The organism is Bordetella sp. H567, assembly GCF_001704295.1.
Lineage (GTDB): Bacteria > Pseudomonadota > Gammaproteobacteria > Burkholderiales > Burkholderiaceae_B > Bordetella_C.
The window spans coordinates 3,674,818-3,701,052 of the sequence record NZ_CP012334.1; the positions used below are offsets into that span (position 1 = coordinate 3,674,818).

The 26,235-nt window shown below is 65.9% G+C and carries 24 protein-coding genes and 1 pseudogene; 9 read left to right on the top strand and 16 right to left on the bottom strand.

The features are described 5' to 3' along the window. Positions 1–12: 12 nt before the first annotated feature. The gene (locus tag AKI39_RS16485; protein ID WP_066643163.1) at positions 13–795 is read right to left on the bottom strand and encodes an ABC transporter permease; all 783 of its coding nucleotides are present in this window, start codon (positions 793–795) and stop codon (positions 13–15) included. Between the two features lie 43 nt (positions 796–838). Then, the gene (locus tag AKI39_RS16490; protein WP_083228889.1) at positions 839–1,789 is read right to left on the bottom strand and encodes an ATP-binding cassette domain-containing protein; all 951 of its coding nucleotides are present in this window, start codon (positions 1,787–1,789) and stop codon (positions 839–841) included. A gap of 242 nt (positions 1,790–2,031) precedes the next feature. On the opposite strand from AKI39_RS16490, the gene AKI39_RS16495 reads away from it, so the two are divergent. Then, entirely contained in the window at positions 2,032–3,006 is a 975-nt protein-coding gene (locus tag AKI39_RS16495) for a D-2-hydroxyacid dehydrogenase family protein (RefSeq protein ID WP_066638276.1), read from the top strand. A 77-nt stretch (positions 3,007–3,083) separates the two neighbouring features. On the opposite strand, the gene thrC is transcribed toward AKI39_RS16495, so the two are convergent. Genes thrC through alaC form a run of 3 tightly spaced genes read right to left on the bottom strand, consistent with a single transcriptional unit; the run spans position 3,084 to position 6,978 of the window. Beyond that, the gene (gene thrC / locus AKI39_RS16500; protein ID WP_066638279.1) at positions 3,084–4,493 is read right to left on the bottom strand and encodes a threonine synthase; all 1,410 of its coding nucleotides are present in this window, start codon (positions 4,491–4,493) and stop codon (positions 3,084–3,086) included. Next, positions 4,490–5,794 (bottom strand): homoserine dehydrogenase, encoded by a 1,305-nt coding sequence (locus tag AKI39_RS16505; protein WP_066638282.1) that lies wholly within the window; start codon positions 5,792–5,794, stop codon positions 4,490–4,492. Before AKI39_RS16505 ends, thrC begins: the two co-directional genes overlap by 4 nt. Continuing rightward, entirely contained in the window at positions 5,791–6,978 is a 1,188-nt protein-coding gene (alaC, locus tag AKI39_RS16510) for an alanine transaminase (RefSeq protein WP_066638285.1), read from the bottom strand. The genes AKI39_RS16505 and alaC overlap by 4 nt, the downstream gene beginning before the upstream one ends. 167 nt (positions 6,979–7,145) lie before the next feature. On the opposite strand from alaC, the gene AKI39_RS16515 reads away from it, so the two are divergent. The 6 genes and pseudogenes from AKI39_RS16515 (at position 7,146) to AKI39_RS16540 (ending at position 13,534) form a co-directional block, all read left to right on the top strand. Next, positions 7,146–7,598 carry an Mth938-like domain-containing protein gene (locus AKI39_RS16515; RefSeq protein ID WP_066643168.1) on the top strand — a complete coding sequence of 151 codons (453 nt, stop codon included), beginning with the start codon at positions 7,146–7,148 and terminating at the stop codon, positions 7,596–7,598. Then, positions 7,598–8,062, top strand: coding sequence for a peroxiredoxin (locus AKI39_RS16520; protein ID WP_066638288.1), 465 nt, complete (start codon positions 7,598–7,600; stop codon positions 8,060–8,062). The genes AKI39_RS16515 and AKI39_RS16520 overlap by 1 nt, the downstream gene beginning before the upstream one ends. A gap of 57 nt (positions 8,063–8,119) precedes the next feature. Beyond that, entirely contained in the window at positions 8,120–9,829 is a 1,710-nt protein-coding gene (locus AKI39_RS16525; RefSeq protein ID WP_066638291.1) for a PhoH family protein, read from the top strand. A 64-nt stretch (positions 9,830–9,893) separates the two neighbouring features. Continuing rightward, on the top strand, positions 9,894–10,877 hold the full coding sequence (pdxA, locus tag AKI39_RS16530; RefSeq protein ID WP_066638294.1) for a 4-hydroxythreonine-4-phosphate dehydrogenase PdxA: 984 nt from the start codon (positions 9,894–9,896) through the stop codon (positions 10,875–10,877). Between the two features lie 106 nt (positions 10,878–10,983). Next, on the top strand, positions 10,984–11,973 hold the full coding sequence (locus tag AKI39_RS16535; RefSeq protein WP_066643171.1) for a bile acid:sodium symporter family protein: 990 nt from the start codon (positions 10,984–10,986) through the stop codon (positions 11,971–11,973). Between the two features lie 206 nt (positions 11,974–12,179). Continuing rightward, positions 12,180–13,534 (top strand): annotated as a pseudogene (locus tag AKI39_RS16540) (3-deoxy-D-manno-octulosonic acid transferase). A gap of 57 nt (positions 13,535–13,591) precedes the next feature. On the opposite strand, the gene AKI39_RS16550 reads toward AKI39_RS16540, so the two are convergent. Further along, positions 13,592–15,739 carry a TonB-dependent siderophore receptor gene (locus AKI39_RS16550; protein WP_066638304.1) on the bottom strand — a complete coding sequence of 716 codons (2,148 nt, stop codon included), beginning with the start codon at positions 15,737–15,739 and terminating at the stop codon, positions 13,592–13,594. Positions 15,740–15,926: 187 nt separating this feature from the next. Between AKI39_RS16550 and AKI39_RS16555 the strand changes: the two genes are divergently transcribed. Continuing rightward, complete coding sequence (locus AKI39_RS16555) at positions 15,927–16,760, top strand: AraC family transcriptional regulator (RefSeq protein WP_066638306.1); 834 nt, start codon at positions 15,927–15,929, stop codon at positions 16,758–16,760. Here AKI39_RS16555 and AKI39_RS16560 read toward each other — a convergent pair. The 10 genes from AKI39_RS16560 to AKI39_RS16605 all read right to left on the bottom strand — a co-directional run bounded on the left by AKI39_RS16560 (position 16,738) and on the right by AKI39_RS16605 (position 24,994). Beyond that, positions 16,738–18,111 (bottom strand): replicative DNA helicase, encoded by a 1,374-nt coding sequence (locus AKI39_RS16560; protein ID WP_066638309.1) that lies wholly within the window; start codon positions 18,109–18,111, stop codon positions 16,738–16,740. The genes AKI39_RS16555 and AKI39_RS16560 overlap by 23 nt on opposite strands. An 8-nt stretch (positions 18,112–18,119) precedes the next feature. Beyond that, a complete protein-coding gene (locus tag AKI39_RS16565) occupies positions 18,120–18,944 on the bottom strand; it encodes a hypothetical protein (protein WP_066638312.1) in 825 nt (274 codons plus the stop codon). 165 nt (positions 18,945–19,109) lie between these two features. Further along, the gene (rplI, locus tag AKI39_RS16570) at positions 19,110–19,565 is read right to left on the bottom strand and encodes a 50S ribosomal protein L9 (protein ID WP_066638314.1); all 456 of its coding nucleotides are present in this window, start codon (positions 19,563–19,565) and stop codon (positions 19,110–19,112) included. A 13-nt stretch (positions 19,566–19,578) separates the two neighbouring features. Then, a complete protein-coding gene (rpsR, locus tag AKI39_RS16575) occupies positions 19,579–19,851 on the bottom strand; it encodes a 30S ribosomal protein S18 (RefSeq protein ID WP_066638316.1) in 273 nt (90 codons plus the stop codon). 96 nt (positions 19,852–19,947) lie between these two features. After that, on the bottom strand, positions 19,948–20,265 hold the full coding sequence (gene priB / locus AKI39_RS16580) for a primosomal replication protein N (protein ID WP_066638323.1): 318 nt from the start codon (positions 20,263–20,265) through the stop codon (positions 19,948–19,950). 63 nt (positions 20,266–20,328) lie between these two features. Further along, complete coding sequence (rpsF, locus tag AKI39_RS16585) at positions 20,329–20,706, bottom strand: 30S ribosomal protein S6 (protein ID WP_066638325.1); 378 nt, start codon at positions 20,704–20,706, stop codon at positions 20,329–20,331. A 207-nt stretch (positions 20,707–20,913) separates the two neighbouring features. Further along, the gene (gene folE2, locus AKI39_RS16590; protein ID WP_066638328.1) at positions 20,914–21,729 is read right to left on the bottom strand and encodes a GTP cyclohydrolase FolE2; all 816 of its coding nucleotides are present in this window, start codon (positions 21,727–21,729) and stop codon (positions 20,914–20,916) included. 133 nt (positions 21,730–21,862) lie between these two features. Further along, positions 21,863–23,752 carry a 1-deoxy-D-xylulose-5-phosphate synthase gene (gene dxs, locus AKI39_RS16595; RefSeq protein WP_066638333.1) on the bottom strand — a complete coding sequence of 630 codons (1,890 nt, stop codon included), beginning with the start codon at positions 23,750–23,752 and terminating at the stop codon, positions 21,863–21,865. A gap of 46 nt (positions 23,753–23,798) precedes the next feature. Continuing rightward, positions 23,799–24,710, bottom strand: a complete 912-nt coding sequence (locus AKI39_RS16600; protein ID WP_066638335.1) for a polyprenyl synthetase family protein — start codon at positions 24,708–24,710, stop codon at positions 23,799–23,801. Beyond that, a complete protein-coding gene (locus tag AKI39_RS16605; RefSeq protein ID WP_066643174.1) occupies positions 24,707–24,994 on the bottom strand; it encodes an exodeoxyribonuclease VII small subunit in 288 nt (95 codons plus the stop codon). Before AKI39_RS16605 ends, AKI39_RS16600 begins: the two co-directional genes overlap by 4 nt. Positions 24,995–25,239: 245 nt before the next feature. On the opposite strand from AKI39_RS16605, the gene AKI39_RS16610 reads away from it, so the two are divergent. Continuing rightward, entirely contained in the window at positions 25,240–26,205 is a 966-nt protein-coding gene (locus AKI39_RS16610) for a Bug family tripartite tricarboxylate transporter substrate binding protein (protein ID WP_066643176.1), read from the top strand. Positions 26,206–26,235 lie beyond the last annotated feature (30 nt).

A 26,235-nucleotide genomic window follows, 5' to 3' on the forward strand; every position in this document is an offset into this window, starting at 1 on the left:
ACGAAGCGGGAATTATCGCAATAAACGCCGGCGCATCAACACGGCCGCCACCCACACCGCCGCCACGGCGGTGACCAGCAGCTGGGCGAGGTCGCGCCACAACGCGGGCGGGTGCTGCCCCAGCACCAGGGGCCGCAGGATATCGACGGCGGGCGACAGGGGCAGGCAGCGCATCACGGCGACCAGGGGAGCCGGCAGCTGGGACACGGGAAAGAACACGCCCGAAAGAAACACCATGGGCGTGACGACCAGCGTGAAGTAGTACATGAAGAAGTCGTAGCCGCGCGCCAGCGCGCTGACGATCATGGCCATGGCGGCGAACAGTACGCCCATCGGCACCAGTATCAGCGGTATCCAGGCCAGCGTCGGCGCACGCGAAATATCCAGGGCGATCACCACCAGCAAGATGGCGATGCCGCTCTTCATGGCTTTGGCCGCCGCCCACAGGATCTCGGCCCACACCACGTCGTCCAGGCTGAGGGGGGTATTCAGCATCGCATCCCAGGTGCGCTGTATCTGCAAGCGCGAGAACGCGCTGTAGGTAGCCTCGAAGGTCGCGCCGTACAGCGCGCCCACGCAGATCGAGCCGGCCGACAGGTAAGTCACATAGGGCACCCCTGCCACGCCGGGCAGCATGCCCCCCAGGCCGTAGCCAAGCGCCAGCAAGGCCACCATGGGGTCCAGCACATCGCCCAGGGTGGTGGTCAGGGCGGTCTTGCGCCACACCAGGAAATTGCGGCGTATCACGGCGAAACTGCGCGCCGTCGGCCAAGGCCAGCGCAGCAGGGCCGGCATGGTCGACGGCGAAGTTTCTGCCTTCAAGGCGGGTTCCATGGCCCTACGTATCCTCGCGCATATCGCGGCCCGTCAGCCGCAGGAACAGATCTTCCAGGTTGGCCGGCCGATGCAGGTAGCGCAGCCCCGGGGCGTCGCGCAAGGTGCGAACGATGGGCTCGGCATCCTGGGTATAGCAGAACGCCGTTTCGCCGCTGACCTCGATGCGCGCGTTCAACATGGCACGCTCGCGCTCCAGCCAGGCGCGCAAGCCGTCGCCATAGACCTCCACCACCTGCGGTTCGACATGCTGCCCGATCAGCGCGGTCGGCGTGCCTTCGGCAATCATCCGGCCGCGGTCGATGACGCCCAGGCGATCGCACAGCCGTTCGGCCTCGTCCATGAAGTGCGTGGTCAGCAGGATGGTCTTGCCGTGCGAGAGCAGGGTCTTCAAGCGTTCCCAGATCAGATGGCGCGCCTGCGGATCCAGGCCGGTGGTGGGCTCGTCCATCACGATCAGCGCGGGGTCGTTGATCATGGCGCGCGCCAGCGTCAGGCGCCGCTTCATGCCGCCGGAGAGTTCGCCGATGCGCGCGTGCGCCTTGGCTGTGAGCGCGGCGAATTCCAGCAGCGCGGGGATGCGTTCGCGGATCTGCGCATCGCGCAGGCCGAAATACCGGCCGAAGACCAGCAGGTTCTCCGCCACGGTGAAATCCGGATCCAGGTTGTCCATCTGCGGCACGACGCCGACCCCCATGCGCGCCTGCCGGGCCTGGGCCGGCACGGCATGGCCCAGCAGCTCGATGCGCCCGCGATCGAACGGCGTCAGGCCCAGCAGCGTGCGCAGCGTGGTCGTCTTGCCGGCGCCGTTGGGGCCCAGCAGCCCATAGCATTCGCCGCGCCGCAGGAAAAAGGAAAGGTCGTGCACGATGGGCCGCCCGTTGTAGCCCTTGCGCAAGCCTTCAATGCGCAGGGCCGCCGTATCCGGCTCGGGAAGGATCGTCGTGGATCTCATCGGGGCATTCTAGCCCTGCCGCCCCGCCACGCCGAACCACCGCCCATACGGCGTATGCGCGGCAGGCCGGCAAGCCATTTCCACGCCATGGAAATGACGGCCCCACGGGCAGGCGCCCTTCCTCTACACTCGGCATACAACAAGCACCGCACGGCGCGCGCCACCGCTCCAACGCTGGCGTTCGTCTGCCCCCATCCTCAAGGGGGTTGCGCCGCGCGTAATGAATTTCCACGAGACACCCCATGCGTATCGCGATTCCCGACGATTACCAGGACTGCGTGCGCAGCCTGGACTGCTATGCCCGGCTGGCCGGCCACGACGTCACCGTCTTCCATGACAACGTGAAGGACATCGACGCGCTGGCCGAACGCTTCCGCGACGCCGAAGCCATCGTGCTGACGCGCGAGCGCACCCAGGTCGGCGAAGCGCTGCTGCGCCGCCTGCCTCGGCTGCGGCTGATCAGCCAGATCGGCAAGGTCGCGCCGCACATCGATGTGGCGGCGTGCACGGCGCATGGCGTGGCGGTGGCGGAAGGATCGGGCTCGGGCGCGGCCACGGCGGAACTGACCTGGGCGCTGATGCTGGCCAGCCGGCGGCACCTGGTGACCGAAGCGAACCGCCTGCGTGCGGGCAAGTGGCAGGGCACGCTGGGACAGGAGCTGCGGGGCCAACGCCTGGGCGTCTGGAGCTACGGCCGCATCGGCCGCCAGGTCGCGGGCTACGGCCGCGCCTTCGGCATGCGGGTCTGGGTCTGGGGCGGGCCCGATTCCACCCGCCAGGCACGCGAGGACGGCATCGAAGTGGCGCCCAGCCGCGAGGATTTCTTTGCGGACAGCGACGTCCTGACCCTGCACCTGCGGCTGGGCCCGGCCACCCAGGGCGTGATCGGCGCCGGCGACCTGGCCCACATGAAAACGACGGCGCTGATCGTCAACACCAGCCGCGCCGAACTGATCGCGCCCGGCGTCTTGGAGGCCGCCCTGCGCGCGGGCCGGCCAGGCTATGCGGCGGTCGATACCTTCGAATCCGAGCCCATACTCGGCGCGGACCACCCGCTGCTGGGCATGGACAACGCCTTGTGCACGCCACACCTGGGCTTCGTGGAAAAGGACAACTACGAAGCCTATTTCGGCACGGCGTTCGACAACATCAATGCATACTGCGCCGGCACGCCGACCCATCTGGTGAACCCGGACGTCCTGCGCATCCAGCGCTGAAGGCGGGCCTCGCGTCCGGGCCCGCGCGGCCCCTATGGCTCAGTCAGGGCTATGGGATCGCGGGCCGGCAGCCCGCCCTACAACACCGCGTGCGTCTTGACGTAGGCCTTCACGGCTTGCGCGTCGCAATCCATGATCTGCACGCGCTGCGGCAGCGACTCCAGGTCGGCCAGCCCGGCCGGCGGCGGCACCGGACGGCCCAGTGCTTCCTGGATGGTGTCGGAAAACTTCGCCGGCAGCGCCGTTTCCAGCACCAGCATCGGCACGCCCGGTTCCACGTAGGCGCGCGCGACCTTCACGCCATCGGCCGTGTGCGGATCGATCAACATCCCGCTGTCGTCATAGGTGGAGCGTATGGTCGCCAGCCTGTCGGCATGCGTGCTGACCCCGCCGACAAAGCCATACTGCGAGGCGAACGAGGCCCGCATCGCTGAGAGATCGAACTGCCCGGTTTCGGCCAGCTCGCGCCACAATGCCTGCACCCTGGGGGCATCGCCGCCCACCAGGTCGTAGACGAAACGCTCGAAGTTCGAGGCCCGTGAAATATCCATGGAGGGGCTGGAGGTCGCATAGGTATGCAAGGCGGAGCGCGGCCGGTAGACACCCGTGCGGAAGAACTCCTCCAGCACGTTGTTTTCGTTGGTGGCCAGCACAAGCCGGCGCACCGGCAGCCCCATGCGGCGGGCGATATGCCCGGCCAGGATGTTGCCGAAATTGCCCGAGGGCACCGCGAACGACACCTGCTGGTCGGCGCGCGTCGTGGCGCGCAGCCAGCCATGGATGTAGTACACCACCTGGGCGGCGATGCGCGCCCAGTTGATGGAGTTGACCGCGCCCAGCCGGCAGGCCGCCTTGAACTCCAGGTCCGCCGCCAGCAGCTTGACGATGTCCTGGCAATCGTCGAATACGCCGCGCACGGCGATGTTGTGGATGTTCGCGTCCTGCAGCGAATACATCTGCGCGCGCTGGAAAGAGCTCATCCGGCCATGCGGCGACAGCATGAATACCGCCACGCCCTTCTTGCCGCGCAGCGCGTATTCCGCCGCCGAGCCCGTATCGCCGGAGGTCGCGCCCAGGATGTTCAGCGTCGTGCCGCGCTTGGTCAGCACGTACTCGAAGACCTGGCCCAGGAACTGCATGGCCATGTCCTTGAACGCCAGCGTCGGGCCATCGGACAGGCCCAGCAGGCTCATTCCGTCCGTCAGCGGCCGCAGCGGCACGATGTCCTCGCTGCCGAACACTTTTTCGGTATAGGCGGCGCGCGTGAGGCGATGCAGGTCGTCGGCCGGAATATCGTCGGCGAACAGGCGCAGCACCTCGAACGCCAGGTCGGCATAAGGCAGGCCGCGCCACGATGCCAGCGTTTCGGCGGACAGCCGCGGCAATGCTTCGGGGACGGCCAGGCCGCCGTCCGGCGCCAGGCCTTCGAGCAGGATGTCCGAAAAGTTCTGCGGCGCCATGCCGCCGCGCGTGGACACGTATTTCATGACAGGGACTCCATGCGGATGCGGGTGACGCGCGAACGCACGAAGGGCAGCCCTTCGATGCGCCCGATCGCCGTGTTGATGGCACCTTCCACGGCTTCGTGCGTCAGGAAAATGATGTCCGCGCCGCCGATGTGCGAGGGCTGCTGGATCATGGACCCGATGGAAATGCGGTGTTCCGCCAGGATGCGCGCGATGTCCGCCAGCACGCCGGGCTGGTCGTCCACCCGCAATCGCAGGTAATAGGACGTCGATACCTTGTCGATGGGCAGGATGGGCGTATCGGCCATGGACTCCGGCTGGAAAGCCAGATGCGGCACGCGATTGCCCGGGTCGGCGGTGTGCAGGCGCGTCACGTCGACCAGGTCGGCCACCACGGCCGACGCCGTGGGCTCCTCGCCGGCGCCCTGGCCGTAGTACAGCGTCGGGCCCACGGCATCGCCGCGCACCAGCACGGCATTCATCGGGCCTTCCACGTTGGCCAGCAAGCGCTCGGCCGGGATAAGCGCCGGATGCACGCGCAGTTCGATGCCGTCGGGACGGCGCCGCGTAATGCCCAGCAGCTTGATGCGATAGCCCAGCCGTTCGGCATGCGCGATGTCTTCCTGCGCCAGCGCGGAAATCCCTTCCACATAGGCCTTGTCGAACTGTACCGGCACGCCGAAGGCCAGCGATGCCAGCAGCGTCAGCTTGTGCGCGGCGTCGATGCCTTCGATATCGAAGGTGGGATCGGCCTCGGCATAGCCCAGGCGCTGCGCTTCGGCCAGGACTTCCGCGAAGGGCTGGCCGCGCGTACGCATTTCGGACAGGATGAAGTTGGTGGTGCCGTTGATGATGCCGGCCACCCACTCGATACGGTTGGCGGTCAGGCCCTCGCGTATGGCCTTGATGATGGGAATGCCGCCGGCCACCGCGGCCTCGAAGGCCACCATCACGCCGCGCGCCGATGCCGCCGCGAAAATCTCGTTGCCATGCTTGGCCAGCAGCGCCTTGTTCGCCGTGACCACGTGCTTGCCCTGGGCGATGGCTTCCAGCACCAGTTCACGGGCCAGCGTATCGCCGCCGATCAGTTCGACGACAATCTCGATATTCGGATTGCGCACGACCTCGTACGGGTCGGTCGTGATCACCGCCGCGTCGCCCACGCGGCTGGCCGCCTTCGCGGCGTCGCGCACGGCGATGTGGCTGACTTCGATGCGACGGCCCGCGCGCCGTGCGATTTCTTCGGCGTTGCGCGACAGGACCGTGAAGGTTCCGCCACCCACCACGCCCAGGCCCAGTAGGCCCACCTTCATGGGGTTCATTTCAGCAATCCGTCCTTGCGGAACATTTCCTTGATACCGCGCACGGCCTGGCGCGTGCGCTGTTCGTTTTCGATGAGCGCGAAGCGCACATAATCGTCACCGTATTCGCCGAAACCGATGCCCGGCGAAACCGCCACCTTGGCGTCCGCCAGCAGCCGCTTGGAAAACTCCAGCGAACCCTGGGCCTTGTAGGGCTCGGGAATCTGCGCCCAGATATACATGGAGGCCTTGGGGATCTCCACATTCCAGCCGGCCTCGTGCAGGCCGCGGGCCAGCACGTCGCGCCGGCTGCGGTATTGTTCCACCACCTGCTTGACACAATCCTGCGGGCCGTCCAGCGCGGCGATCGATGCCACCTGGATGGGAGTGAAAGTGCCGTAGTCGTGATAGCTCTTGATGCGCGCCAGCGCATGCACCAGTTCGCGATTGCCCACCATGAAGCCGATACGCCAGCCGGCCATGTTGTAGCTCTTGCTCATGGTGAAGAATTCCACCGCCACGTCGCGCGCGCCGGGCACTTGCATGATGGACGGCGCCACATAACCGTCGAAGCAGATATCGGCATAGGCCAGGTCGTGCACCACCAGGATGTCATGCTCCTTGGCCAGCGCCACGACGCGCTCGAAAAAGCCCAGGTCCACGCACTGCGCGGTGGGGTTGCTGGGAAAGCCCAGCACCATCATCTTGGGCTTGGGAATGGATTCGCGCACCGCGCGCTCCAGTTCCTCGAAGAAATCCACCCCCGGCGTCATCCGCACCGAGCGAATGTTGGCGCCGGCGATCACGGCGCCATAGATATGGATGGGGTAGCTGGGATTGGGCACCAGCACCGTGTCGCCGCGGTCCAGGGTGGCCAGCATCAGGTGCGCCAGGCCTTCCTTGGAACCGATGGTGACGATGGCTTCGCTGTCCGGATCGATCTCGACGGCATAGCGCCGCTGGTACCAGTCGGAGATCGCCTTGCGCAGCCGCGGAATTCCCTTGGAGACGGAATAGCCATGGGTATCGGGCCGGTTGGCGGCCTCGACCAGCTTGTCGACGATATGGCGTGGCGTGGCACCGTCCGGGTTGCCCATGGACATGTCGATGATGTCCTCCCCGCGCCGTCGTGCCGCCATTTTCAATTCGGCCGTGATATTGAAAACGTAAGGCGGCAGGCGCTCGATGCGCGAGAAGTTCCTCATGACGGGAATCCTTGATGCGGGTGGGGAATTATGGGGCTAACCCGATAATCTAGCCGAAGGCGGGCAGGCCGGCAAATAACAGCGAGAATAGCGTTTCCCCCCGTGTGAAGGGCGCAACATGCAGCATGGCGATGCGCTATCATCCGCACAACAAGCCGGAGTCCTTATTGAAGCTGCATACTGAGCCTGCGTCGGCCCTGAATACCGTGACCGCATACGGTGACGGATATATCGAAGTCAACCAGGTACGTTTTTCCCACGCGGTCGCGTTCGGCCCGGAAGGCGCGGTCGCCGAATGGCCGGTCAAGGCGGCAGACCAGATCACTTCCGCACTATTGCGCCAGGCCGCCGGCCTGCCAGAACCGGTTCGCGATCCGCTCGCCTTCCTGGACGAGCCCGATACCGCGCCCGCCCTTCCCCCCAATGCTCCCGAAGTGCTGCTCATCGGCACGGGCAGCCGTCAGCGCTTCCTGCGCCCGGACGTGCTGCGCCCCCTGCTGGCAGCCGGTATCGGCATCGAAACCATGGACACCCAGGCGGCCGCGCGCACCTACAACATACTGATGTCGGAAGGCCGACGCGTCATCGTCGCGCTGATCCCCACCGGAGAATCCCAATAATGAAGCCGATCATAGGCAAACCGGCCCCGCTTTTTACCGCCGAGAGCACCATCGGGCCGATCAGCCTGGAACAATGCCGCGGCCGCGCCGTGGTGCTGTATTTCTACCCCAAGGACAATACGCCCGGCTGCACCACCGAAAGCCAGGATTTCCGCGACCTTCACGAAACCTTCCTCGCCGCCGGCTGCGTGGTCGTCGGCATTTCCCGCGATTCCCTCAAATCCCACGAAAACTTCCGCTGCAAGTACGAACTTCCCTTTCCGCTGATTACCGACCCGGACGAGACCGTATGCAACCTGTTCGGCGTCATCAAGCAGAAAAACATGTATGGCAAACAGGTGCGCGGCATCGAACGCAGCACCTTTCTGATCGATGCCTATGGCGTGCTGGTACAGGAATGGCGCGGGGTCAAGGTACCCGGTCACGCCAAGGAAGTCCTGCAAGCCGCGAAAAGCATAGGTTGATCGATTCCTGTAGTCCCCGTCAGGCGATATTGCCGGCCCCCCAAGGAGAGTGACTCCATGCCGCTTCCCAAGTTGCCCACCCGTCCCGCCGCCATCCTGACCTTCCCTTCGGGCGAAACCGCCCGTACCCCGGCCGCGCGCGCGGCCAAGCCGCAGGCAAGCCAGCTGGCGCCGGAACTCGTCCAGCCTCAGCTCACGGGCATTGCCGCCCCCCAGCCCGAAGCGCCGCCTAAAGCGCCGGCACGCAAGGAATCCGGCCGCCAGGCCACGCCAGCCGAGTCCAGCGCGGTAGCGCCCGCGGCGCCGGGCCTGCGTGCGGCGCCTCCGGCAGCAGCGCCGGCAGCGCAGGCGCCGACGCGCAAAACCCGCGCGCGCAGCGAAACGGGCGTGCGCAAACTGTTCGTCCTGGACACCAACGTTCTCCTGCACGATCCCAGTTCGCTGTTCCGCTTCGAAGAACACGACATCTTCCTGCCGATGATGACGCTGGAAGAGCTGGACCATCAGAAGAAAGGCATGTCGGAAGTCGCGCGCAACGCGCGCCAGGTCAGCCGTTCGCTGGACGCCCTGGTCAGCGACACCGTCAAGCTCGACGAAGGATTGGCGTTGAATGCGCTGGGCAACAAGGACGCCAACGGGCGCCTGCTGCTGCAGACCACCGCCATCCACAGCACCCTGCCGTCGGACCTGCCCATGGGCAAGGCGGACAACCAGATCCTGGGCGTGGTACGCGCCCTGCAGGAAAAATATTCGCAGCGCGAAGTCGTCCTGGTATCCAAGGACATCAACATGCGCCTGAAGGCGCGCGCGCTGGGGATGGCGGCCGAGGACTACTTCAACGACCACGTCCTGGAAGATTCCGACCTGCTCTACACCGGCGTGATGCAGCTGCCGGAGGATTTCTGGAACAAGCACGGCAAGGACGTCGAGTCCTGGCAACAGGGCGGCACCACCTTCTACCGCATCAACGGCCCCTTGTGCGCGCAGTTCGTCGTCAACCAGTTCGTCTATTTCGAAGGCCAGATGCCGCTGTACGCCCAGGTGCGCGAAGTCAGCGGCAAGACGGCGGTACTGGCCACCTTGCGGGACTACACGCACGGCAAGAACAATGTATGGGGCATCACGGCGCGCAACCGCGAGCAGAATTTCGCACTGAACCTGCTGATGAACCCGGAATGCGATTTCATTTCGCTGCTGGGCCAGGCGGGCACGGGCAAGACCCTGCTGGCCCTGGCGGCCGGATTGACGCAGGTGCTGGAAACCAAGCGCTATACCGAAATCATCATGACCCGCGTCACCGTGCCCGTCGGTGAGGACATCGGCTTCCTGCCCGGCACGGAAGAGGAAAAGATGCTGCCGTGGATGGGTGCGCTGGAAGACAACCTGGACGTACTCAATATGGGCGAGGGCGACGGCAACGGGGACTGGGGCCGTGCCGCCACGATGGACCTGATCCGCTCGCGCATCAAGGTGAAATCGCTGAACTTCATGCGTGGGCGCACCTTCCTGAATAAATACCTGATCATCGACGAAGCGCAGAACCTGACGCCCAAGCAGATGAAGACCCTGGTCACGCGCGCCGGTCCGGGCACCAAGGTGATCTGCCTGGGCAATATCGCCCAGATCGATACGCCCTACCTCACGGAAGGCAGCTCGGGCCTGACCTATGTGGTGGACCGCTTCAAGGGCTGGCCGCATTCCGGCCATGTCACGCTGCAGCGGGGCGAACGCTCCAGGCTGGCCGACTACGCCGGCGACGTGCTGTAGCCGCCGGGGACAGGGGCCGCCGCATGCACCGTCCGCACGCATCGCCTTGCAAGGGCGCCACGCCATGAAACAGGCACTCCCCGTCGGCATCACCATGGGTGACGCCGCGGGCATCGGGCCGGAAATCGTGGTCCAGGCGCTGGCGCAGGGCCTGGCCGCGCCGGCCATCGTCTACGGCGACGCGGGCGCCTTGCGGCGCGCCGCGGATATGCTGGGCGCGCAGCTGGCCATCGAGGAAATCCCGACGGCCGCCCAGGCCAACCCGCGCGCGGGCGTCATCCAGGTGGTGGCCTGCCATCCCGCCCTGCCCGCCACCCTGGCGCCCGGCCAGGTCGATGCGCAGGCCGGCCGTGCCGCCTATGACTATGTGTGCGCGGCCATCGACGACGCCATGGCCGGCCGCATCCGCGCCATCGTCACCGCGCCGCTGAACAAGGCCTCCATGCACGCGGGCGGCATCGACTACCCCGGCCACACCGAAATCCTGGCCGAACGCAGCGGCACGCGCGACTTCGCCATGATGCTGGCCAACCGCGAGCTGCGTGTCCTGCTGGTCACCATCCACGTAGCATTGGCGGATGTATTCGCCGGCATCACCCTGGAAGCGGAACTGCGGGCCATCCGCCTGGCCCACGCGGCCTGCCTTCGGATGGGCATCGCACGGCCGCGCATCGCCGTGGCGGGCCTGAATCCGCACGCCGGCGAAGGCGGCAAATTCGGCCGCGAGGAAATCCAGGTCATCGCCCCCGCCATCGAGGCCGCGCGCGAGGAAGGCATGGATGCCAGCGGGCCCTGGCCCGGCGACACGGTGTTCATGCGGGCGCGGCGCGGCGATTTCGACATCGTCGTGGCCCAGTATCACGACCAGGGGCTGATCCCGGTCAAGTACCTGGGGGTGGAAGAAGGCGTCAACGTCACCGTCGGCCTGCCCTTCGTGCGGACCAGCGTCGATCACGGCACCGCATTCGATATCGCCTGGCAGGGGATCGCGGACCCCACCTCGCTGGTCGCGGCCTTCGACATGGCCCTGGCCATGACAGCGGGCTGAAAGAGTCCGCACAGCGCACGGTCTACAATAGACGCCGTCCTGAATTCTCCATCCCGGCCGGCTGGCGCGCTAGGCGCGTGGCATGACCGTTCCCCGCTGCAGCTCCATGAATCGCCTCACTCGCTTTCTGCCCGACCGCTTCACGCTGTTCCTGGTCACCACCGTCATCATTGCCAGCCTGCTTCCTGCCCACGGCACAGGGCTGACCATCTTCAACGACATCACCAATATCGCCGTCGGCCTGCTGTTCTTCCTGCATGGCGCGCGGCTGTCACGCGAAGCCATCGTCGCCGGCATCACGCACTGGCGTCTTCACGGCCTGATCTTCACGACGACGTTCATCCTGTTCCCGATCATCGGCCTGCTGCTCAAGCCCGTCCTGATGCCGCTGGTGACGCCGGAGCTCTACCTGGGCATCATGTTCCTGTGCTGCCTGCCCGCCACCGTGCAATCGGCCATCGCCTTCACGTCGATGGCGCGCGGCAACGTGCCGGCCGCGGTATGCAGCGCCTCGGCCTCCAGCCTGCTGGGCATCTTCATCACGCCGCTGGCCGCCGGGCTGGTCGTGGTGAACGCAGGCAGTGCGCCGGTGTCCTTCGATGCCGTGCTCAAGATCATGCTGCAGCTGTTGCTGCCCTTCGTGCTGGGCCAGGTCCTGCGGCGCTGGATCGGCGGCTGGGTACACAAGCGCAAGTCGCTGCTGAAGGTCGTCGACCAGGGCTCGATCCTGCTGGTCGTCTACACCGCCTTTTCGGAAGCGGTCAACGAAGGGCTATGGCACAACACGCCCATCCCGGCGCTGCTCGGACTGATCGTGGCCTGCGGCGTCATCCTGGCGGTTGCCCTGGTGCTGACCAGCCTGTTCGGCCGGGCGATGCACTTCAATACCCCGGACCGCATCACATTGATGTTCTGCGGCTCGAAGAAAAGCCTGGCCAGCGGCATCCCGATGGCCCAGGTGCTGTTCGCCGGGCACGCCGTCGGCGCCATCGTGCTGCCGCTGATGATGTTTCATCAAATCCAGCTGATGGTCTGCGGTGTGCTGGCCAGCCGCTTCGCCAAGCGCCCCGGCAACGAAGGCCACGGCGACGACTGATCGCACGTGCGGAAATACCGCGCCCGTACACGTGGGCGCATGGCGGCGCCGCGCTACCGAACGGCGCCGCTTCGCATGAGCGCCGTTGTAAAGATCCTGACACGCCGCTGTAAAGTCCCGGACACGCGACTGTAAATTGCCGGACATGCACGCCGTGCATGCTGGACCCTGCTCATACTTTGTGAGCCATCCGAGGGGCCGCCAGCATGAACCGAACCACTTATGCCTGTATCCTGCGCGCCTGCGCCCCCGCCCTCGCCGCCCGCGCCTTGGCGCGCGGCCGATCCGATGCGCTGCACAGCGCGGCGCTCTGGGAACGGTTCGGCTTCGGCTATGCCCTGCCGCCCAGCGGGGTCGCCCCTGTCTGGGTGCACGCGCTCAGCCTCGGTGAAACCCGCGCCGCGCAACCGCTGGTACAGGCACTGCTGAAGCGGCGCTGGCCGGTCGTCCTGACCCACACCACCGCCACCGGCCGGCGCGAAGGGACGCGTCTGTTCGGCGTGGCGATCGACGCCGGCCATCTGCGGCAGGCCTGGCTACCCTACGACACGCCCGGCGCGTGCAGGCGCTTCCTGGACGAAGTCGCGCCATCCTGCGGCATCCTGATCGAACGGGAAGTCTGGCCCAACATGATCCACGAAGCGAATGCGCGCGGCGTGCCCATGGTGCTCGCCAGCGCGCCCCTGTCGGAACGCTCCGCCCGGCGGAGCCGCTATGCCGCCCGCGTCCTGCGGGAGGCGTATGCGGGACTGGACCAGGTCCTGGCGCAGAGCGAGGCCGACGCGGTTCGCCTGCGCGCCAGCGGCGCACGCGCGGTCGAGGTTTGCGGCAACATCAAATTCGATATGGCGGTTCCCGCCGACCAGGTGGCCCTGGGCCGCGCCTGGCGCGAGATGTGGCGGCGCCGCGTGGTGGTGGTCGCCAGCACGCACGAAGGCGAAGAAGCGGCGGTCCTGCAAGCCTACGCATCGCGGGCATGGCCGGACGAAGGCCGCAACGCGCCGCTGCTCATCATCGTGCCCCGCCATCCCGAACGCTTCGAGGCCGTGGCCGCGCAGCTGGCCGAAACGCGGCTGCGCTGGGTGCGCCGCAGCGCCACCGACCTGCTGCGGCCCCTGCCCGAAGGCACGCAGATCATGCTGGGCGACAGCATGGGGGAACTGGCCACCTACTACGCAGCGGACGACGTCGCCATCGTGGCGGGCGGTTTCGTGGCGGCGGGCGGCCAGAACCTGATCGAACCCTGCGCGGTCGGCACGCCCGTCATCGTGGGGCCGCATGCCGCAACTTCCTGGAGGTGGCCCGGCAAGCCGTGTCCGCCGGCGCGGCGCTACGCGCCGCCGATGCCGCCGACGCGCTGGACATCGCCGTCAAGCTGGTGGACAACGCAGCGGCCCGCGCCGAGATGATCGCCGCCGGCCTGCGTTATGTCGGCGCCCATGCCGGCGCGGTCGAACGCATCGTGCAGGATGTCTCCCAACTGCTGTCCGAACGCGGGATCATTCCGGGCAAGGTGGGCGCCGTGTCGCACGGCAACCCGGCGCTGCAGTTCCTGTTCTAGGAGAAAACAACGCGCATGTTCAGCGCGCGACCTTCCCGCATGGGTTGCCGGGGGCGGTCACCATTGATAACGCGCGGTCGCCAACACTGTCCGCGATGCCCCCCAATAGCAAACCGTGGGGTTGGTGCAATACGCCAAATACGCCTTGTTGAACAAATTGCTGGCATTCAAGGCAAAGCGCCAGCGCCCCGTATCGTAGTGAACCGCGGCGTCCACCAAGACGCGCTCGGGCAGCACCAGGTCGTTGTCTGCGGACCCATAAGTCTGCCCGACGTACCGCACCCCGGCGCCAAACCCCAGCCCGTTCAGATCGCCGCCCCGTATCGTGTAGTCGGCCCACGTCGAGGCCATGTGCTTGGGGATCCCCGTGGGATGCTTGCCCTGCGTGGCGTTATTCGCCTTGGCCACGACGTTATCCAGATACGCATAGGAAGCGATCACACTGAGTTCCCGGGTCAGCTCGGCATGGGCCTCCAGTTCCAGGCCGCGTGAGCGGATCTCCCCCGACTGCACCGATGCCTGCGGATGGCTGGGGTCCGGGTCCGGCGTCACGACATTCGTCTGGCGCAGGTCGAACACCGCGACGGTGGCATAGCTGCGCATCGCATCCGGCTGGAACTTGATGCCCAATTCGTACTGCTTGCCGCGCGTCGGGATGAAGGGGTTGCCATTCCAGTCGGCGCCGCTCTGCGGCTGGAAAGACGTCGAATAGCTGGCATAAGGCGCGATGCCGTTGTCGAACCGGTAGGTCAGCCCGCCGCGCCAGGTAAACGCGTGGTCGCCCGTGCGGCTGGACACCATGTTGGCCCCGGTCATGGCGTTGTCCTGCACGTCGCGCGAGCTGGCATAGTCCTTCCGCGCGCCCAAGGTCAACGCCCAGCGGTCCCAGCGCAGCTGTTCCTGCAGATAGGCGCCCACCTGCGCCAGCCGCGTGGTCTCGTCCACCGTGACCGGCACGCGCGGGTAGCCGGCGTAATCCGGATTGAAAAGGTCGATGGGATAGTTCGAAAAGAACTGCCCGCCGCGCCGGATATCGTTCTGCAAATACTGATAGTCCACCCCGGCCAGTACGGTATGCCGCAGCGGGCCGGTGCTGAAATCGAACTGCGCCTGGTTGTCGATCGTGAACTGCGACATGTGTTCGCGATTGATGTTGGCCCACATATAGGCGCTGCGACGGTCCGGCGTCAGCGGGCTGGATAACGAGGTCTGGTAGTAATCGACATCATCGTGCAGGTAGCGCACGTTCTGGCGCACCTGCAGCAGATCATTGAAGCGGTGCTCCAGCAGATAGCCGGCGGAGTATTGCGTGCGGCGGAAACGGTCGGTGTCGGGGTTGCCCAGGTAATCCTCGGGGCGCAGCTTGCCGTTCGGATTCCAGCGCACCGTGCCATAGGCCGGCACCGGATTGAACAGGCCGCCTTGCGGATCGTACTGATAGCCACCCAGGAAAGTCAGCCGCGTATCGCCGCTGGGCTGCCACGTCAGCGCCGGCGCGATGCCGATGCGCTGCTCCTCCACATGGCGGGTCTGGGTATTGGCATCGCGGCCCAGCCCGGTCACGCGATAAAGCCATTTTCCGTCCTGGTCCACCGGGCCGCCAAAATCGAATCCCAGCTGATACCGCTGGTCATTGCCGATGCCCATTTCGATGGAATGCAGCGGCTCGGCGGTCGGCCGCTTGGACACCATGTCCACCAGGCCGCCGGGACTGGCCTGCCCATACAGCACCGACGCGGGGCCACGCAGCACGTCGATGCGTTCAAGGAAATAGGGATCGATACGGGGATTGGCGAACCAGGTCGTGCGGTTCAGCTTCATGCCGTCCAGATAGGAATCCGCGGCGAAGCCCCGTATGGTCAGTTGATCGAAGCGCAGGTCGTTATCCTGGCTGTATACCGCCGGGACGTAGCGCAGCGCCTGGTCCAGCGTCTGGGCGGCCTGGTCGTCCATCTGCTGCCGCGTCACCACCGAGATCGATTGTGGCGTCTCGACCAGCGGCGTATCGGTCTTGCTGCCAGCGCTGCTGCGCCTGGCCACATAGCCCGGCACGGGACCCTCCGCGGTCTCCACCGCTTCGCCCGTCACGCTGATGACGGGCAACTGCTGGGTTTCCTGCGCCCACGTGGGAGAGGCCGGGCAGGCCATCATGGCGAGTGCAAGCGTCGACACCCGTAGCGAGCGGGGCGTGGCGGATACGAACATACAAGGGCTGCTCCGCGCGAGATGCGGCGAAAAAACGACGCCTTTCGGGCGGCTCGCGCTAGTTAAGTTATGTTAATCACAATCATTCTCATTTAACTCGCTAAACTTGAGGTGTGGTGGACAACATGATTCGCCGAAGCGTCAAGTTCGGACGGCTTCGCGAAGCTATACGGAAAAAGTCAGCGGAATGGACAACATCTGGAGGCGCCGTTTTGCGCCGGGCTACCAACGGCTTAAACGGCCCGTCATGGCGTACCAGTTCGACTACCCCCACGGCAGCCGCGAGATCTGGCACAGCCACGAGCAAGGCCAACTGGTGCACGCGCTACGCGGCGTGGTGCGCGTGCTCACGCCCCACGGGGCCTGGACGGTGGCGCCCACGGATGCCTTCTGGATCGCGCCCGGCGTGGATCACGAACTGCACATGGTCGGCCGCGTGCCCCTGCGCGCCCTGCGCATCGAACCGGACACGGCGCTCTGGCTATGGACCGAATGCCGCCATATCGCCGTCGGTCCGCTACTGCGCGAGCTGATCCTGGCCATGCTGGAGGACCCGCCGGAGTACGCGCCGGACAGCACGGCGGCGCTGTGCGTTCCCCTGCTGCTGCGCCAGCTGCAGCACGCGCCCGCGCTCGAGCACGGCAAACTGCCGCTGCCCCGCGACAAGCGGCTGCTGAGGGTGTGCGAGCTTTTGATGGAAACGCCCGGCAGCGTCGCCACGATGGACGTTCTGGGCATGCAGGTGGGCGCCAGCATGCGCACGCTGGGCCGCCTGTTCAAGCGGGAAACCGGGCTTACGTTCGGCCAGTGGCGCCAGCAGCTGCGGCTGGCGGAAGCGATATGCCAGCTATCGCTGGGCACGCCGGTGGCCAGCGTCGCACGCGAGCTGGGCTACGCGACGGCAAATGCCTTCAGCACCATGTTCCATCGCGCGCTTGGCGCCCCGCCGCAGCGCTACATCAGGCAGGCGCATGCCGGCATGCGCGGCGACGACGATATCAATACTGCGGGCCGGCGGTAAAGTTCAGGAAGCGCGTGCTCATGCCCTGGAAGGTCAGGCGCACCGTGCCGATCGGGCCGTTACGCTGTTTGCCGATGATGATCTCGGCCGTTCCCTTGTCCGGGGAATCCGGGTTGTACACCTCGTCCCGATAAATGAACAGGATCACGTCCGCGTCCTGTTCGATGGCGCCGGATTCGCGCAGATCGCTCATGACGGGCCGTTTGTTGGGACGTTGTTCCAGGCTGCGATTCAACTGCGACAGTGCGATCAAGGGGCAATTCAGCTCCTTGGCCAGGCCCTTGAGCGAACGGCTGATCTCGGAGATTTCCGTGGCGCGGTTTTCGCCGCCGCCGCTGCCCGACATGAGCTGCAGGTAATCGATGATGATCAGGCCCAGCTGCCCGCACTGGCGCGCCAGCCGCCGCGTGCGGGCCCGCACTTCCATCGCGCTCAGCGCCGGCGTTTCATCGATGTAGACCTGCGCGTCCTGCATCATCTGCACCGCGTGCGTGACGCGCGGCCAGTCCTCGGCGATCAGCTTGCCGGTCCGCATGCGGTGCTGATCGAGCATGCCCACGGAACCGAGCATACGCATGGCCAGCTGCACCGCGCCCATTTCCATGGAAAACACCGCCACGGGCAGACCCTGCTCGATGGCGACGTGTTCGCCGATGTTCATCGAGAACGAGGTCTTGCCCATGGACGGGCGTCCCGCGACGATGACCAGGTCCCCCGGCTGCAGGCCGGAGGTCATCTTGTCCAGGTCTGTAAATCCCGTGGGCACGCCCGTGACGTCGGAATCGGTATCGCGGTGGTAGAGCTCGTCGATGCGCTCGACCACTTGCGTCAGCAGCGGCTGGATCTCCTGGAAACCGGCCGAACCGCGCGCGCCTTCCTGGGCGATCTTGAAGACCTTGGATTCGGCTTCGTCCAACAGTTGGCGCGCTTCCTTGCCTTGCGGATTCAGCGCGGCCGCCGAGATCTCGTCGGCGATGGACACCAGCTTGCGCAAGGTGGCCCGCTCGCGCACGATTTCCGCGTACCGGCGGATGTTGGCCGCCGACGGCGTATTGTGTGCCAGGGAATTCAGGTAGGCGATGCCGCCCACGTCGTCGGCCTTGCCGGCACTCACCAGCGATTCATGCACCGTGATCACGTCGGCCGGCCGCGCCAGACCCACCAGGCGGGCGATGTGCTGCCAGATCAGCCGGTGGTCGTGTCGGTAGAAGTCTTCTTCGACCAGTACGTCGGCGATGCGGTCCCAGGCGGCGTTATCCAGCAGCAAACCGCCCAGCACGGATTGCTCGGCCTCGATGGAATGCGGCGGTACCCGCAGGTAGTCGAGCGAGGTATCGGTGGAGGCGTTCATCGGTTCATTCATGGTCGCAGCGTATCGGCAACACGAAAAAATCCCTGGATGTCGCGCGAGCGCAGCCATCCCAGCAGGGGCCGCAGCGGCCAAGCCGCTCCGCGCATGAAACGGCCCAGGCGCAGCAGGCGGGCGCGCACGTCAGGGTCCGGGTTGGCTTCAAAATAAGACGCCAGCATAACCTGCCCCAGCCGGGGCATGATCGCGCTGGGCAGATTGCGCATGGACAGCACCGAAGCCACCATCTGGAACAGGTCGTAGGCCTGGCCCAGCGGGCGAGACAAGGCCTCGCCGATGTTTTCCTCGAAATCGATGCGCCACATCTCCTTGCCGCGGATCGTCAGATTGCGGATCTGCGCTCCGCCGTGGCAAAAGCCCTGCTTGTGGAACTCCGCCAGGTCCCGTCCGGCCTGCGCCGCGAGCGCGACGCGGGTCTCGTCGCTGCCATGGCGGATCAGCGCGTTCAGGTCGGTGCCCACATGTTCCAGGACCAGCAGGCCAGGTTCCTGCCACCAGATATCCGGCACGCGGCAATCCGCGGCGCGCAGGCGGCGCAGGCGTTCGGCTTCGTAGTCCAGGCCGTTGCGCAGCAGTATGCGCGGATCGGGGAATTCTCCCAGGACGAGCTTGCAGCCCACGGCAAGCAATGCGGCGCGAAGATAGCGCAAGGCATAGCTGACGGCCCCGCGCACGCTGGGCCGGCGATACTTGACCACGCACCATACGCCGTCGATGTTGACCTCGTCGACGGACGGCAAGGGCGTCTGCTTGGCCCGCGCCAGCCATTGCTGCAGGCCGGGCGGCGGGGGTTCGTGTTCAGGCGGCGAGGTCAAACGCGGACCTTGAGCAAAAGGATAGGGTTCGCCTTGGGGCGGCCACGGCAAAAAAAGAAGCCGGCACCAGGCCGGCTCTTTTTTCCGCACGAGGGCGGACGGACGATGATACGCCTGTCGCGCGGGCCGGCGGAAAACGATACATGCCCGCCGGCGCAAGCGACATCAGGCGATATCGCCCTCGACCACGACGGTGACTTCCACCGCCACGTCCGCGTGCAGGCTGATTTGCACCGGGTATTCGCCGATCGCCTTCAGCGGGCCGGACGGCAGGCGGATATTCGACTTTTCCACCGACTCGTAGCCAGCCTTGTGCAAGGCGGCCACGATGTCGCCACTGGTCACGGAACCGAACAGGCGGCCGTCGACGCCGGCCTTCTGCTGGATCTTGACCTGTTGGCCGTTCAGGCGATCCGCCACGCCCTGGGCGACGGCCAGCTTGTCGGCCTGGACCTTTTCGAGTTCGGCGCGACGCGCTTCGAACGCTTCCAGTACCTTGGGCGTGACGCGCTGCGCCTTCTTCTGCGGAATCAGCCAGTTGCGGGCGAAGCCGTCACGGACACGGACTTTATCGCCCAGATTGCCCTTGCCGGGGACTTTTTCGAGCAGGATCACTTCCATCGCGATCTCCAGATTAATTGTGGTTATCGGTGTAAGGCAGCAGCGCCAGGAAGCGCGCGCGCTTGATGGCGGTGTCCAGCTGGCGCTGATAGTGCGCCTTCGTGCCCGTCAGGCGAGCCGGGATGATCTTGCCGTTTTCCTGGAGGAAGTCGCGCAGGGTGTCCAGATCCTTGTAGTCGATCTCTTCCACGCCGGCCGCGGTGAAGCGGCAGAACTTGCGGCGCTTGAACAGCGGATTCTGCTGCGTGAACTTGCGTTTTTCCTTGCGCTTACCGAAGAAAGCCATGATGTGCCTCTTGATTCGTGTGGGTCCTTGACCCGTAATCCTTACCTATGCAGGCGTTCCCTGCCCCATCGTTCCTGTCCGGCACCCGTGTGGCCATCAGGCCACCAGCGGATCCTCGCCGGCCGACACCCTGGTCGCGCGCTGCACATGCAGCTTCAGCTTGACCGCCCCCTGGCGAACAGGGGCCAGGAAGCCTTGCACCTGCAACGATGTACCCAGCTGGATATCGGCCAGCATCAGCGCCAGGTCGCCCATCAGGACCGCCTGTATCGTCAGTTCGACGCGGCGCGGGTGACCGGCCTCGATGACTTCCGACACATGCTCCAGCAGCATCTCCAGCACGGGAATCCCGGCGGGAGTGTGCCGCAGCGGTTCTCTTTCAAGAACCTGGGCGCTTAACGCTGTTTCGTTCATCGCTTGCCGGCCGGGCCGGGTTGCGGGAATCGCGGGCGGAACGTCCTGCCCTCGAAAACCGTGTTACTCAGCAGCCTGGGGCACGACCGCTTCCGCGGATGCCTTGCGGGCTTCTTCGCGCTCGACCGACTTCATCATGATCGACGCGCCAGTCTGGGCCTTCTTGGTCTTGATGACCAGGTGGCGCAAAACGGCATCGTTGTAGCGGAAGGAATGCTCCAGCTCGTCCAGGGTGGACTGGTTGCACTCGATGTTCAGGCACACATAGTGAGCCTTGACCAGCTTCTGGATGGGATAGGCCAGTTGACGGCGGCCCCAGTCTTCCAGACGGTGCACGGTACCGCCCTGGCCCGTGACCAGCGACTGATACCGCTCGACCATGGCGGGCACCTGCTCGCTCTGGTCGGGGTGAACGATAAACACCACTTCGTAGTGACGCATGGGTAAAACTCCTGGTGGATGTCCCGGGCCTGGCGTGACTTCGCCGCGAGTTGTCCGCGGTTGCGTCCAGGTTGCATCAAACACACGCGCGGCCCGGGGGGCAGCCCGCCGCCCAATATGGACAGTCGAGCAGGAAAGCCTTCGATTATCGCCGGAATCCGGCCATTGTGCAACCGCACAAAGCCGCGTGGCGCCCGTGCAACGCGGTCAGGGGCGCGCCGGGCCTTCGCCTTCCACGACCGCGTAGGCGGAATGATTGTGGATGGACTCGAAGTTTTCGGCCTCGACGCGGTAGCGCGCCACGCCGGCGCGCACCGACAGCCGCGCCGCCACGTCACGGACCAGGTCCTCGACGAACTTCGGATTGTCGTAGGCGCGCTCGGTCACGAATTTTTCGTCGGGCCGCTTGAGCAGGCCCCACACCTCGCAGGAACCTTCGTCCTCGATCAATCGGATGATTTCGTCCACGCCGACCTCGTCGCCGATGAGCGCGGCCACGGTGACATGCGAACGTTGATTGTGCGCGCCGTATTCGGAAATCGCCTTGGAGCAGGGGCAAAGGCTGGTCAGCGGCACCTGCACGATCAATTCGAATTCGACTTTTTCCCCGGCCGCCCGCGCCACCCACTGGATTTCGTAATCCATCAGGCTTTGCACGCCGGAGACGGGCGCCGACTTGTTGATGAAATACGGGAAGGCCGCCGTGATGTCGCCGCGCTCGGCATGCAGCAAGGGCAGCATTTCGCGCGCCATGGCACGAAAGGACCCCGGCGTCATGGGCGTACTGCGGTATTTTTCCAACAGCGCCACGAAGCGGGACATATGGGTGCCCTTTTCTTCGGCCGGCAGGGCCACCGTCAAGGTCCAGTTGGCCACCGTTGCCATGGCACTGCCGTCCGCGGCCCGGACCAGCATGGGATGGCGCACGCCGCGTATCCCCACGCGCTGGATGGGGATATGCCGCGTATCGGCCGAACTCTGGATGTCCGGCATGATGAGGGCGGAATCGATTGGGGAATTCATAGGTCTGGCCTGTGACAAACGGGCTTCCGGAGCACCGTCTCAAGTGTCGATGGACGAGCATTATCGCCCAACGGAATCCGTCTGCCCGGGAAAACCCTTTTCCCGACAGGCCTCGAGGCGCTCCGGCGCCGCTTTACCCGTGGTTGACCTTGGGCACCGGCCGCGCCAGCAATTCGCCAAAACGCGCCCGCACGGCGGCCTCGATACCGGCTGCGTCCAGCCCCACGCTGCTTAGCAACGCCTGCTGGTCGCCATGGTCGATGAAGCGGTCCGGCAGGCCCAGCTGCAATACCGGCAGGGTGATACCCGCGGCATTCAGGGCCTCACAGACGGCGCTGCCCGCACCGCCCATGACGGCGCCTTCCTCCAGGGTCACCAGGGCATCATGGCGCGACGCCAGTTCGCGCACGAGCGCTTCGTCCAGCGGCTTGACAAACCGCATGTCGGCCACCGTTGCGTCCAGCGCCTCGGCCGCCTTTTCCGCCGCGGGCAGCAGCGTGCCGAAACACAGGATGGCAATCGTGCCGCCATGGCGCCGCACGATGCCTTTGCCCAAAGGCACGTCTTCGAGCGTGGCGGGCACCGCCGCGCCACGCCCACCCCCGCGCGCGTAGCGGACCGAAGCCGGCCCGGCATGGCGATAACAGGTGGTCAGCAGCAAACGCGCCTCGGCTTCATCCGAGGGCGTGGCCACGACCATATTCGGAATGCAGCGCAGGAAGGCGATATCGTAATTGCCCGCATGGGTGGCGCCGTCCGCGCCCACCAGGCCGGCGCGGTCCAGCGCGAATGTCACGTCCAGGTTCTGCAGGGCCACATCGTGGATGAACTGATCGTAGCCGCGCTGCATGAAGGTCGAATAGATCGCCACCACCGGCTTGTGCTGCTCGCAGGCCAGGCCGGCGGCAAACGTGACGGCATGCTGCTCGGCGATGCCGACATCGAAGTAGCGCGACGGGAAACGCCGTTCGAATTCCACCAGCCCGCTGCCTTCGCGCATGGCGGGCGTAATACCGACCAGTCTTTCATCCTGTTCGGCCATGTCGCACAGCCACTGGCCGAAGACTTGCGTGAACGTCAGCTTGGAAGGCGCCTTGGCCGGCACGATGCCGACTTCCGGGTCGAATTTGCCGGGACCGTGGTACAGCACCGGGTCGGCTTCCGCCAGCTTGTAGCCCTGCCCCTTGCGCGTCACCACATGCAGGAATTGCAGTCCCTGCAAGGCCTTCAGGTTCTGCAGCGTGGGCACCAGCGCGTCCAGGTCGTGGCCGTCGATGGGACCCACGTAGTTGAAACCGAATTCCTCGAACAGCGTGGCCGGGGTCACCATGCCCTTGGCATGTTCCTCGATGCGCCGGGCCAGTTCCAGCACCGGCGGCACGTGCTGCAGCACGGCCTTGCCGACGTTCTTGGCGGCCGCATAGAAACGGCCGGACATCAGCCGCGCCAGGTAGCGGTTCAGTGCCCCCACCGGCGGCGAGATCGACATGTCGTTGTCGTTCAGGATCACCAGCAGGTTGATGCCCGGGGTGACGCCCGCATTGTTCATGGCCTCGAACGCCATGCCCGCCGACATGGCGCCGTCGCCGATCACGGCGATGTGCTGGCGCGATACGCCGGCGTTGCGCGATGCCACGGCCATGCCCAGCGCCGCCGAAATGGACGTCGACGAATGCGCGGTACCGAAGGCGTCGTATTCCGATTCGCAGCGGCGCGGAAAGCCCGAAATACCACCGGCCTGCCGCAGATGCGCCATGCCTTCCCGGCGGCCGGTCAGGATCTTGTGCGGATAGGACTGGTGCCCCACGTCCCAGACCAGGCGGTCGTGCGGCGTGTCGAACACGTAGTGCAGCGCCAGCGTGAGTTCCACGGTACCCAGGTTGGACGACAGATGCCCGCCGGTGCGGGAAACCGAGGCCAGAATGAAGGCGCGCAGTTCGTCGGCGAGCTTTTTCAGCGCCCTGCGGTCCAGTCGCTTCAGGTCTGCCGGACTGTCGATGGTTTCCAGTAATTCAGTGGTCATGCTTTTCGCAACCCAGGTCGCGAGCCCGATCACGCCGCAGCGCGCGTCAACGGTCTCGCAGTACGATGAAATCGGCCAGTTCCGCCAGCCGCGCGCGGCCTTCGCCCAATGGGGCGAGGGCCTGCAGGGCAACCTGTCGCAAGTCCTGCGCGAAGGCGCGCGCCTGCTCCAGGCCCATCAGTGAAACATAGGTCGGCTTGTTGTCGGCGGCGTCCTTGCCCGCGGTCTTGCCCAGCTTGCCGGCATCCGCCGTCACGTCCAGGATGTCGTCCACGACCTGGAAGGCCAGGCCGATCGCCTGCGCGTAGTTGTCCAGGGCCTGGCGGGCGTTGGAGCTGGCCCCCGATACGATGCCGCCCAGGGCCACGCTGACCGCCAGCATGGCCCCTGTCTTCATGCCATGCATGGTCTGCAAGGCGTCGCGGTCCAGCGCGCGGCCCACGCTTTCCAGGTCGATCGCCTGCCCGCCCGCCATGCCCAGGCTGCCGGAGGCGCGTGCCAGCGCCTGCGTGGCCTGCACGACCAGTGCGGGCGCGATGGGCATTTCGGACAGCAGCTCGAAAGCCAGCGGCTGCAAGGCGTCGCCCACCAGCATGGCGGTGGCTTCGTCATACTGCACATGGGTGGTCGGCCGCCCGCGGCGCAGGGTGTCGTCGTCCATGCAGGGCAGGTCGTCGTGCACCAGCGAATAGGCGTGTATCAATTCCACGGCGGCCGCCGCGCGGTCCAGCGAGGCCTCCACGGCGGTGGCATGGCCGCTGATCGGGCAGGCCTGGCCGGCCGCGTAGACCAGCGCGGCGCGCACGCGCTTGCCGCCGCCCAACACGGCATAGCGCATGGCCTCGTGCAGGCGTGCCGGCACGGCGTCCACGGGCGGCAGGAATTCGTCCAGCGTCCGTTCGACGTGCGCGGCACGGTCGCGCAGCCATTCCTGAAAAGCGAGATGCGAGTGCTTCATCCGTTCGATTCGTCATCCAGCGCGCCGGGATCCAGCGGACGCAGCAGGTCGCCTTCCAAGACACGTACCTGCTGTTCGGCCTGCGCCAGGCGTTCCTGGCAAATGCGGGTGAGCTCCACGCCGCGGCGATAGGCCGCCAGCGACTCTTCCAGCGGAAGGGAACCGTCTTCCATGGCGGCGACGAGGGCTTCGAGTTGGGCCAGGGCGGTCTCGAAATCCTGCGGCAGCGCGGAAGCGGCGCGGCTCGCGGTTGCGTTTTCCGCATCGGGTCGGCTGGCGGGCATTGGGGAATCGTCGCGCGGATCGGCTTGCGTGGGGGCCAAGCGTGTCTCCGGTAAGGCTGGCTGTGGATAATCCTGGAATTGTACGAGATCGCGAACCCTGGCCCCAGGGCATCCCCGATTGCGTTCGGGGCCGGCCCTTCCTATAGTCGGCGCCTTGGGGGTTGCATCGGCCCGCGTCGTCGCGGCCCGCGGACCGATGAGCACTGCCCGTGGCCGCGCCCGGAACGAACAACAAGGGGATCACCATGCTTTTCTGGGGCAAGCTTATCGCGGCGGCCACGCTGGCCGCCGCCTGCGCGGCCGTGCAGGCGCAAACCTATCCGTCCCGTCCCGTCAAGGTCGTATCGCCCTTCCCGGCCGGCGGCGCCACGGATGTCCTGACGCGACTGTTGGCCGAGCGCATGGGCAAGGACCTGGGAGTGGCCATGGTGGTGGAAAACCGCGCGGGCGCCGGCACCAGCATCGGCGCCTCTTTCGTCCAGCGCGAACCGGCCGACGGCTACACCATCCTGATGGCCACCAACTCGACACTGGTCACCAACCGCTATCTGTACAAGGAACTGCCCTACGACCCGGACGGATTCGAACCCATCGGCATGGTCGGCGTCGGCCCGCTGGTGCTCTTGTCCAGTCCCAAGGCGCCGTTCAGCAATACCAAGGAGCTGGTCGACTACGCGCGCCAGCACCCTGGCAAGGTGACCTTCGCCACCTTTGGCCCCGGCACCTCGTCCCACCTGGCCGCCGAGCAGTTCAAGAGCCTGACCGGCACCGACATGCTGCATGTTCCCTTCAAGGGCGCCACGCAGGCCCTGCCGGCCCTGATTTCGGGCGACGTCGATATCTTCTTCGATATGGTGGCGACCGGGATGCCGCAGGCGGACGCCGGTAAGGTCAAGGTCTTCGGCATCACCAGCCCGCGGCGCCTGGACAGCGAGCCCCAGCTCGCCACCCTGGCTGAGCAGGGCTACCCGCAATTCGACATCACGGCCTGGTTCAGCTTCGTCGCGCCGCCGCACACGCCCGCGCAAGCGTTGGCAAAGTTGCGCGCCGCGCTGGCCGATGCGCTGAAGGACGAAACAGTGCGCAAGAAAATGCTGGACATGGGCATACAACCGGCTTCCGGCACGCCCGAAGCCCTGAGCCAGCAGATCGCGGCCGAACGGCCGGTGATACAGAAACTGGTACGGCAGGCCAACGTGGTTCTGCAATAAGTCATGCAATAAACATCTTCTGAACGCCAT

Bases quoted from the DNA above. Each gene is read 5' to 3' on its own strand.
- priB (WP_066638323.1), bottom strand. From the start codon at position 20,265: ATGAACGAAACAGCGTTAAGCGCCCAGGTTCTTGAAAGAGAACCGCTG.
- AKI39_RS16560 (WP_066638309.1), bottom strand. From the start codon at position 18,111: ATGAACGCCTCCACCGATACCTCGCTCGACTACCTGCGGGTACCGCCG.
- thrC (WP_066638279.1), bottom strand. From the start codon at position 4,493: ATGAAATACGTGTCCACGCGCGGCGGCATGGCGCCGCAGAACTTTTCG.
- pdxA (WP_066638294.1), top strand. From the start codon at position 9,894: ATGAAACAGGCACTCCCCGTCGGCATCACCATGGGTGACGCCGCGGGC.
- rplI (WP_066638314.1), bottom strand. From the start codon at position 19,565: ATGGAAGTGATCCTGCTCGAAAAAGTCCCCGGCAAGGGCAATCTGGGC.
- rpsF (WP_066638325.1), bottom strand. From the start codon at position 20,706: ATGCGTCACTACGAAGTGGTGTTTATCGTTCACCCCGACCAGAGCGAG.
- AKI39_RS16495 (WP_066638276.1), top strand. From the start codon at position 2,032: ATGCGTATCGCGATTCCCGACGATTACCAGGACTGCGTGCGCAGCCTG.
- dxs (WP_066638333.1), bottom strand. From the start codon at position 23,752: ATGACCACTGAATTACTGGAAACCATCGACAGTCCGGCAGACCTGAAG.
- rpsR (WP_066638316.1), bottom strand. From the start codon at position 19,851: ATGGCTTTCTTCGGTAAGCGCAAGGAAAAACGCAAGTTCACGCAGCAG.
- AKI39_RS16550 (WP_066638304.1), bottom strand. From the start codon at position 15,739: ATGTTCGTATCCGCCACGCCCCGCTCGCTACGGGTGTCGACGCTTGCA.
- AKI39_RS16555 (WP_066638306.1), top strand. From the start codon at position 15,927: ATGGACAACATCTGGAGGCGCCGTTTTGCGCCGGGCTACCAACGGCTT.
- AKI39_RS16490 (WP_083228889.1), bottom strand. From the start codon at position 1,789: ATGAGATCCACGACGATCCTTCCCGAGCCGGATACGGCGGCCCTGCGC.
- AKI39_RS16610 (WP_066643176.1), top strand. From the start codon at position 25,240: ATGCTTTTCTGGGGCAAGCTTATCGCGGCGGCCACGCTGGCCGCCGCC.
- folE2 (WP_066638328.1), bottom strand. From the start codon at position 21,729: ATGAATTCCCCAATCGATTCCGCCCTCATCATGCCGGACATCCAGAGT.
- AKI39_RS16520 (WP_066638288.1), top strand. From the start codon at position 7,598: ATGAAGCCGATCATAGGCAAACCGGCCCCGCTTTTTACCGCCGAGAGC.
- AKI39_RS16525 (WP_066638291.1), top strand. From the start codon at position 8,120: ATGCCGCTTCCCAAGTTGCCCACCCGTCCCGCCGCCATCCTGACCTTC.
- AKI39_RS16535 (WP_066643171.1), top strand. From the start codon at position 10,984: ATGAATCGCCTCACTCGCTTTCTGCCCGACCGCTTCACGCTGTTCCTG.
- AKI39_RS16505 (WP_066638282.1), bottom strand. From the start codon at position 5,794: ATGAACCCCATGAAGGTGGGCCTACTGGGCCTGGGCGTGGTGGGTGGC.
- alaC (WP_066638285.1), bottom strand. From the start codon at position 6,978: ATGAGGAACTTCTCGCGCATCGAGCGCCTGCCGCCTTACGTTTTCAAT.
- AKI39_RS16605 (WP_066643174.1), bottom strand. From the start codon at position 24,994: ATGCCCGCCAGCCGACCCGATGCGGAAAACGCAACCGCGAGCCGCGCC.
- AKI39_RS16600 (WP_066638335.1), bottom strand. From the start codon at position 24,710: ATGAAGCACTCGCATCTCGCTTTTCAGGAATGGCTGCGCGACCGTGCC.
- AKI39_RS16485 (WP_066643163.1), bottom strand. From the start codon at position 795: ATGCCGGCCCTGCTGCGCTGGCCTTGGCCGACGGCGCGCAGTTTCGCC.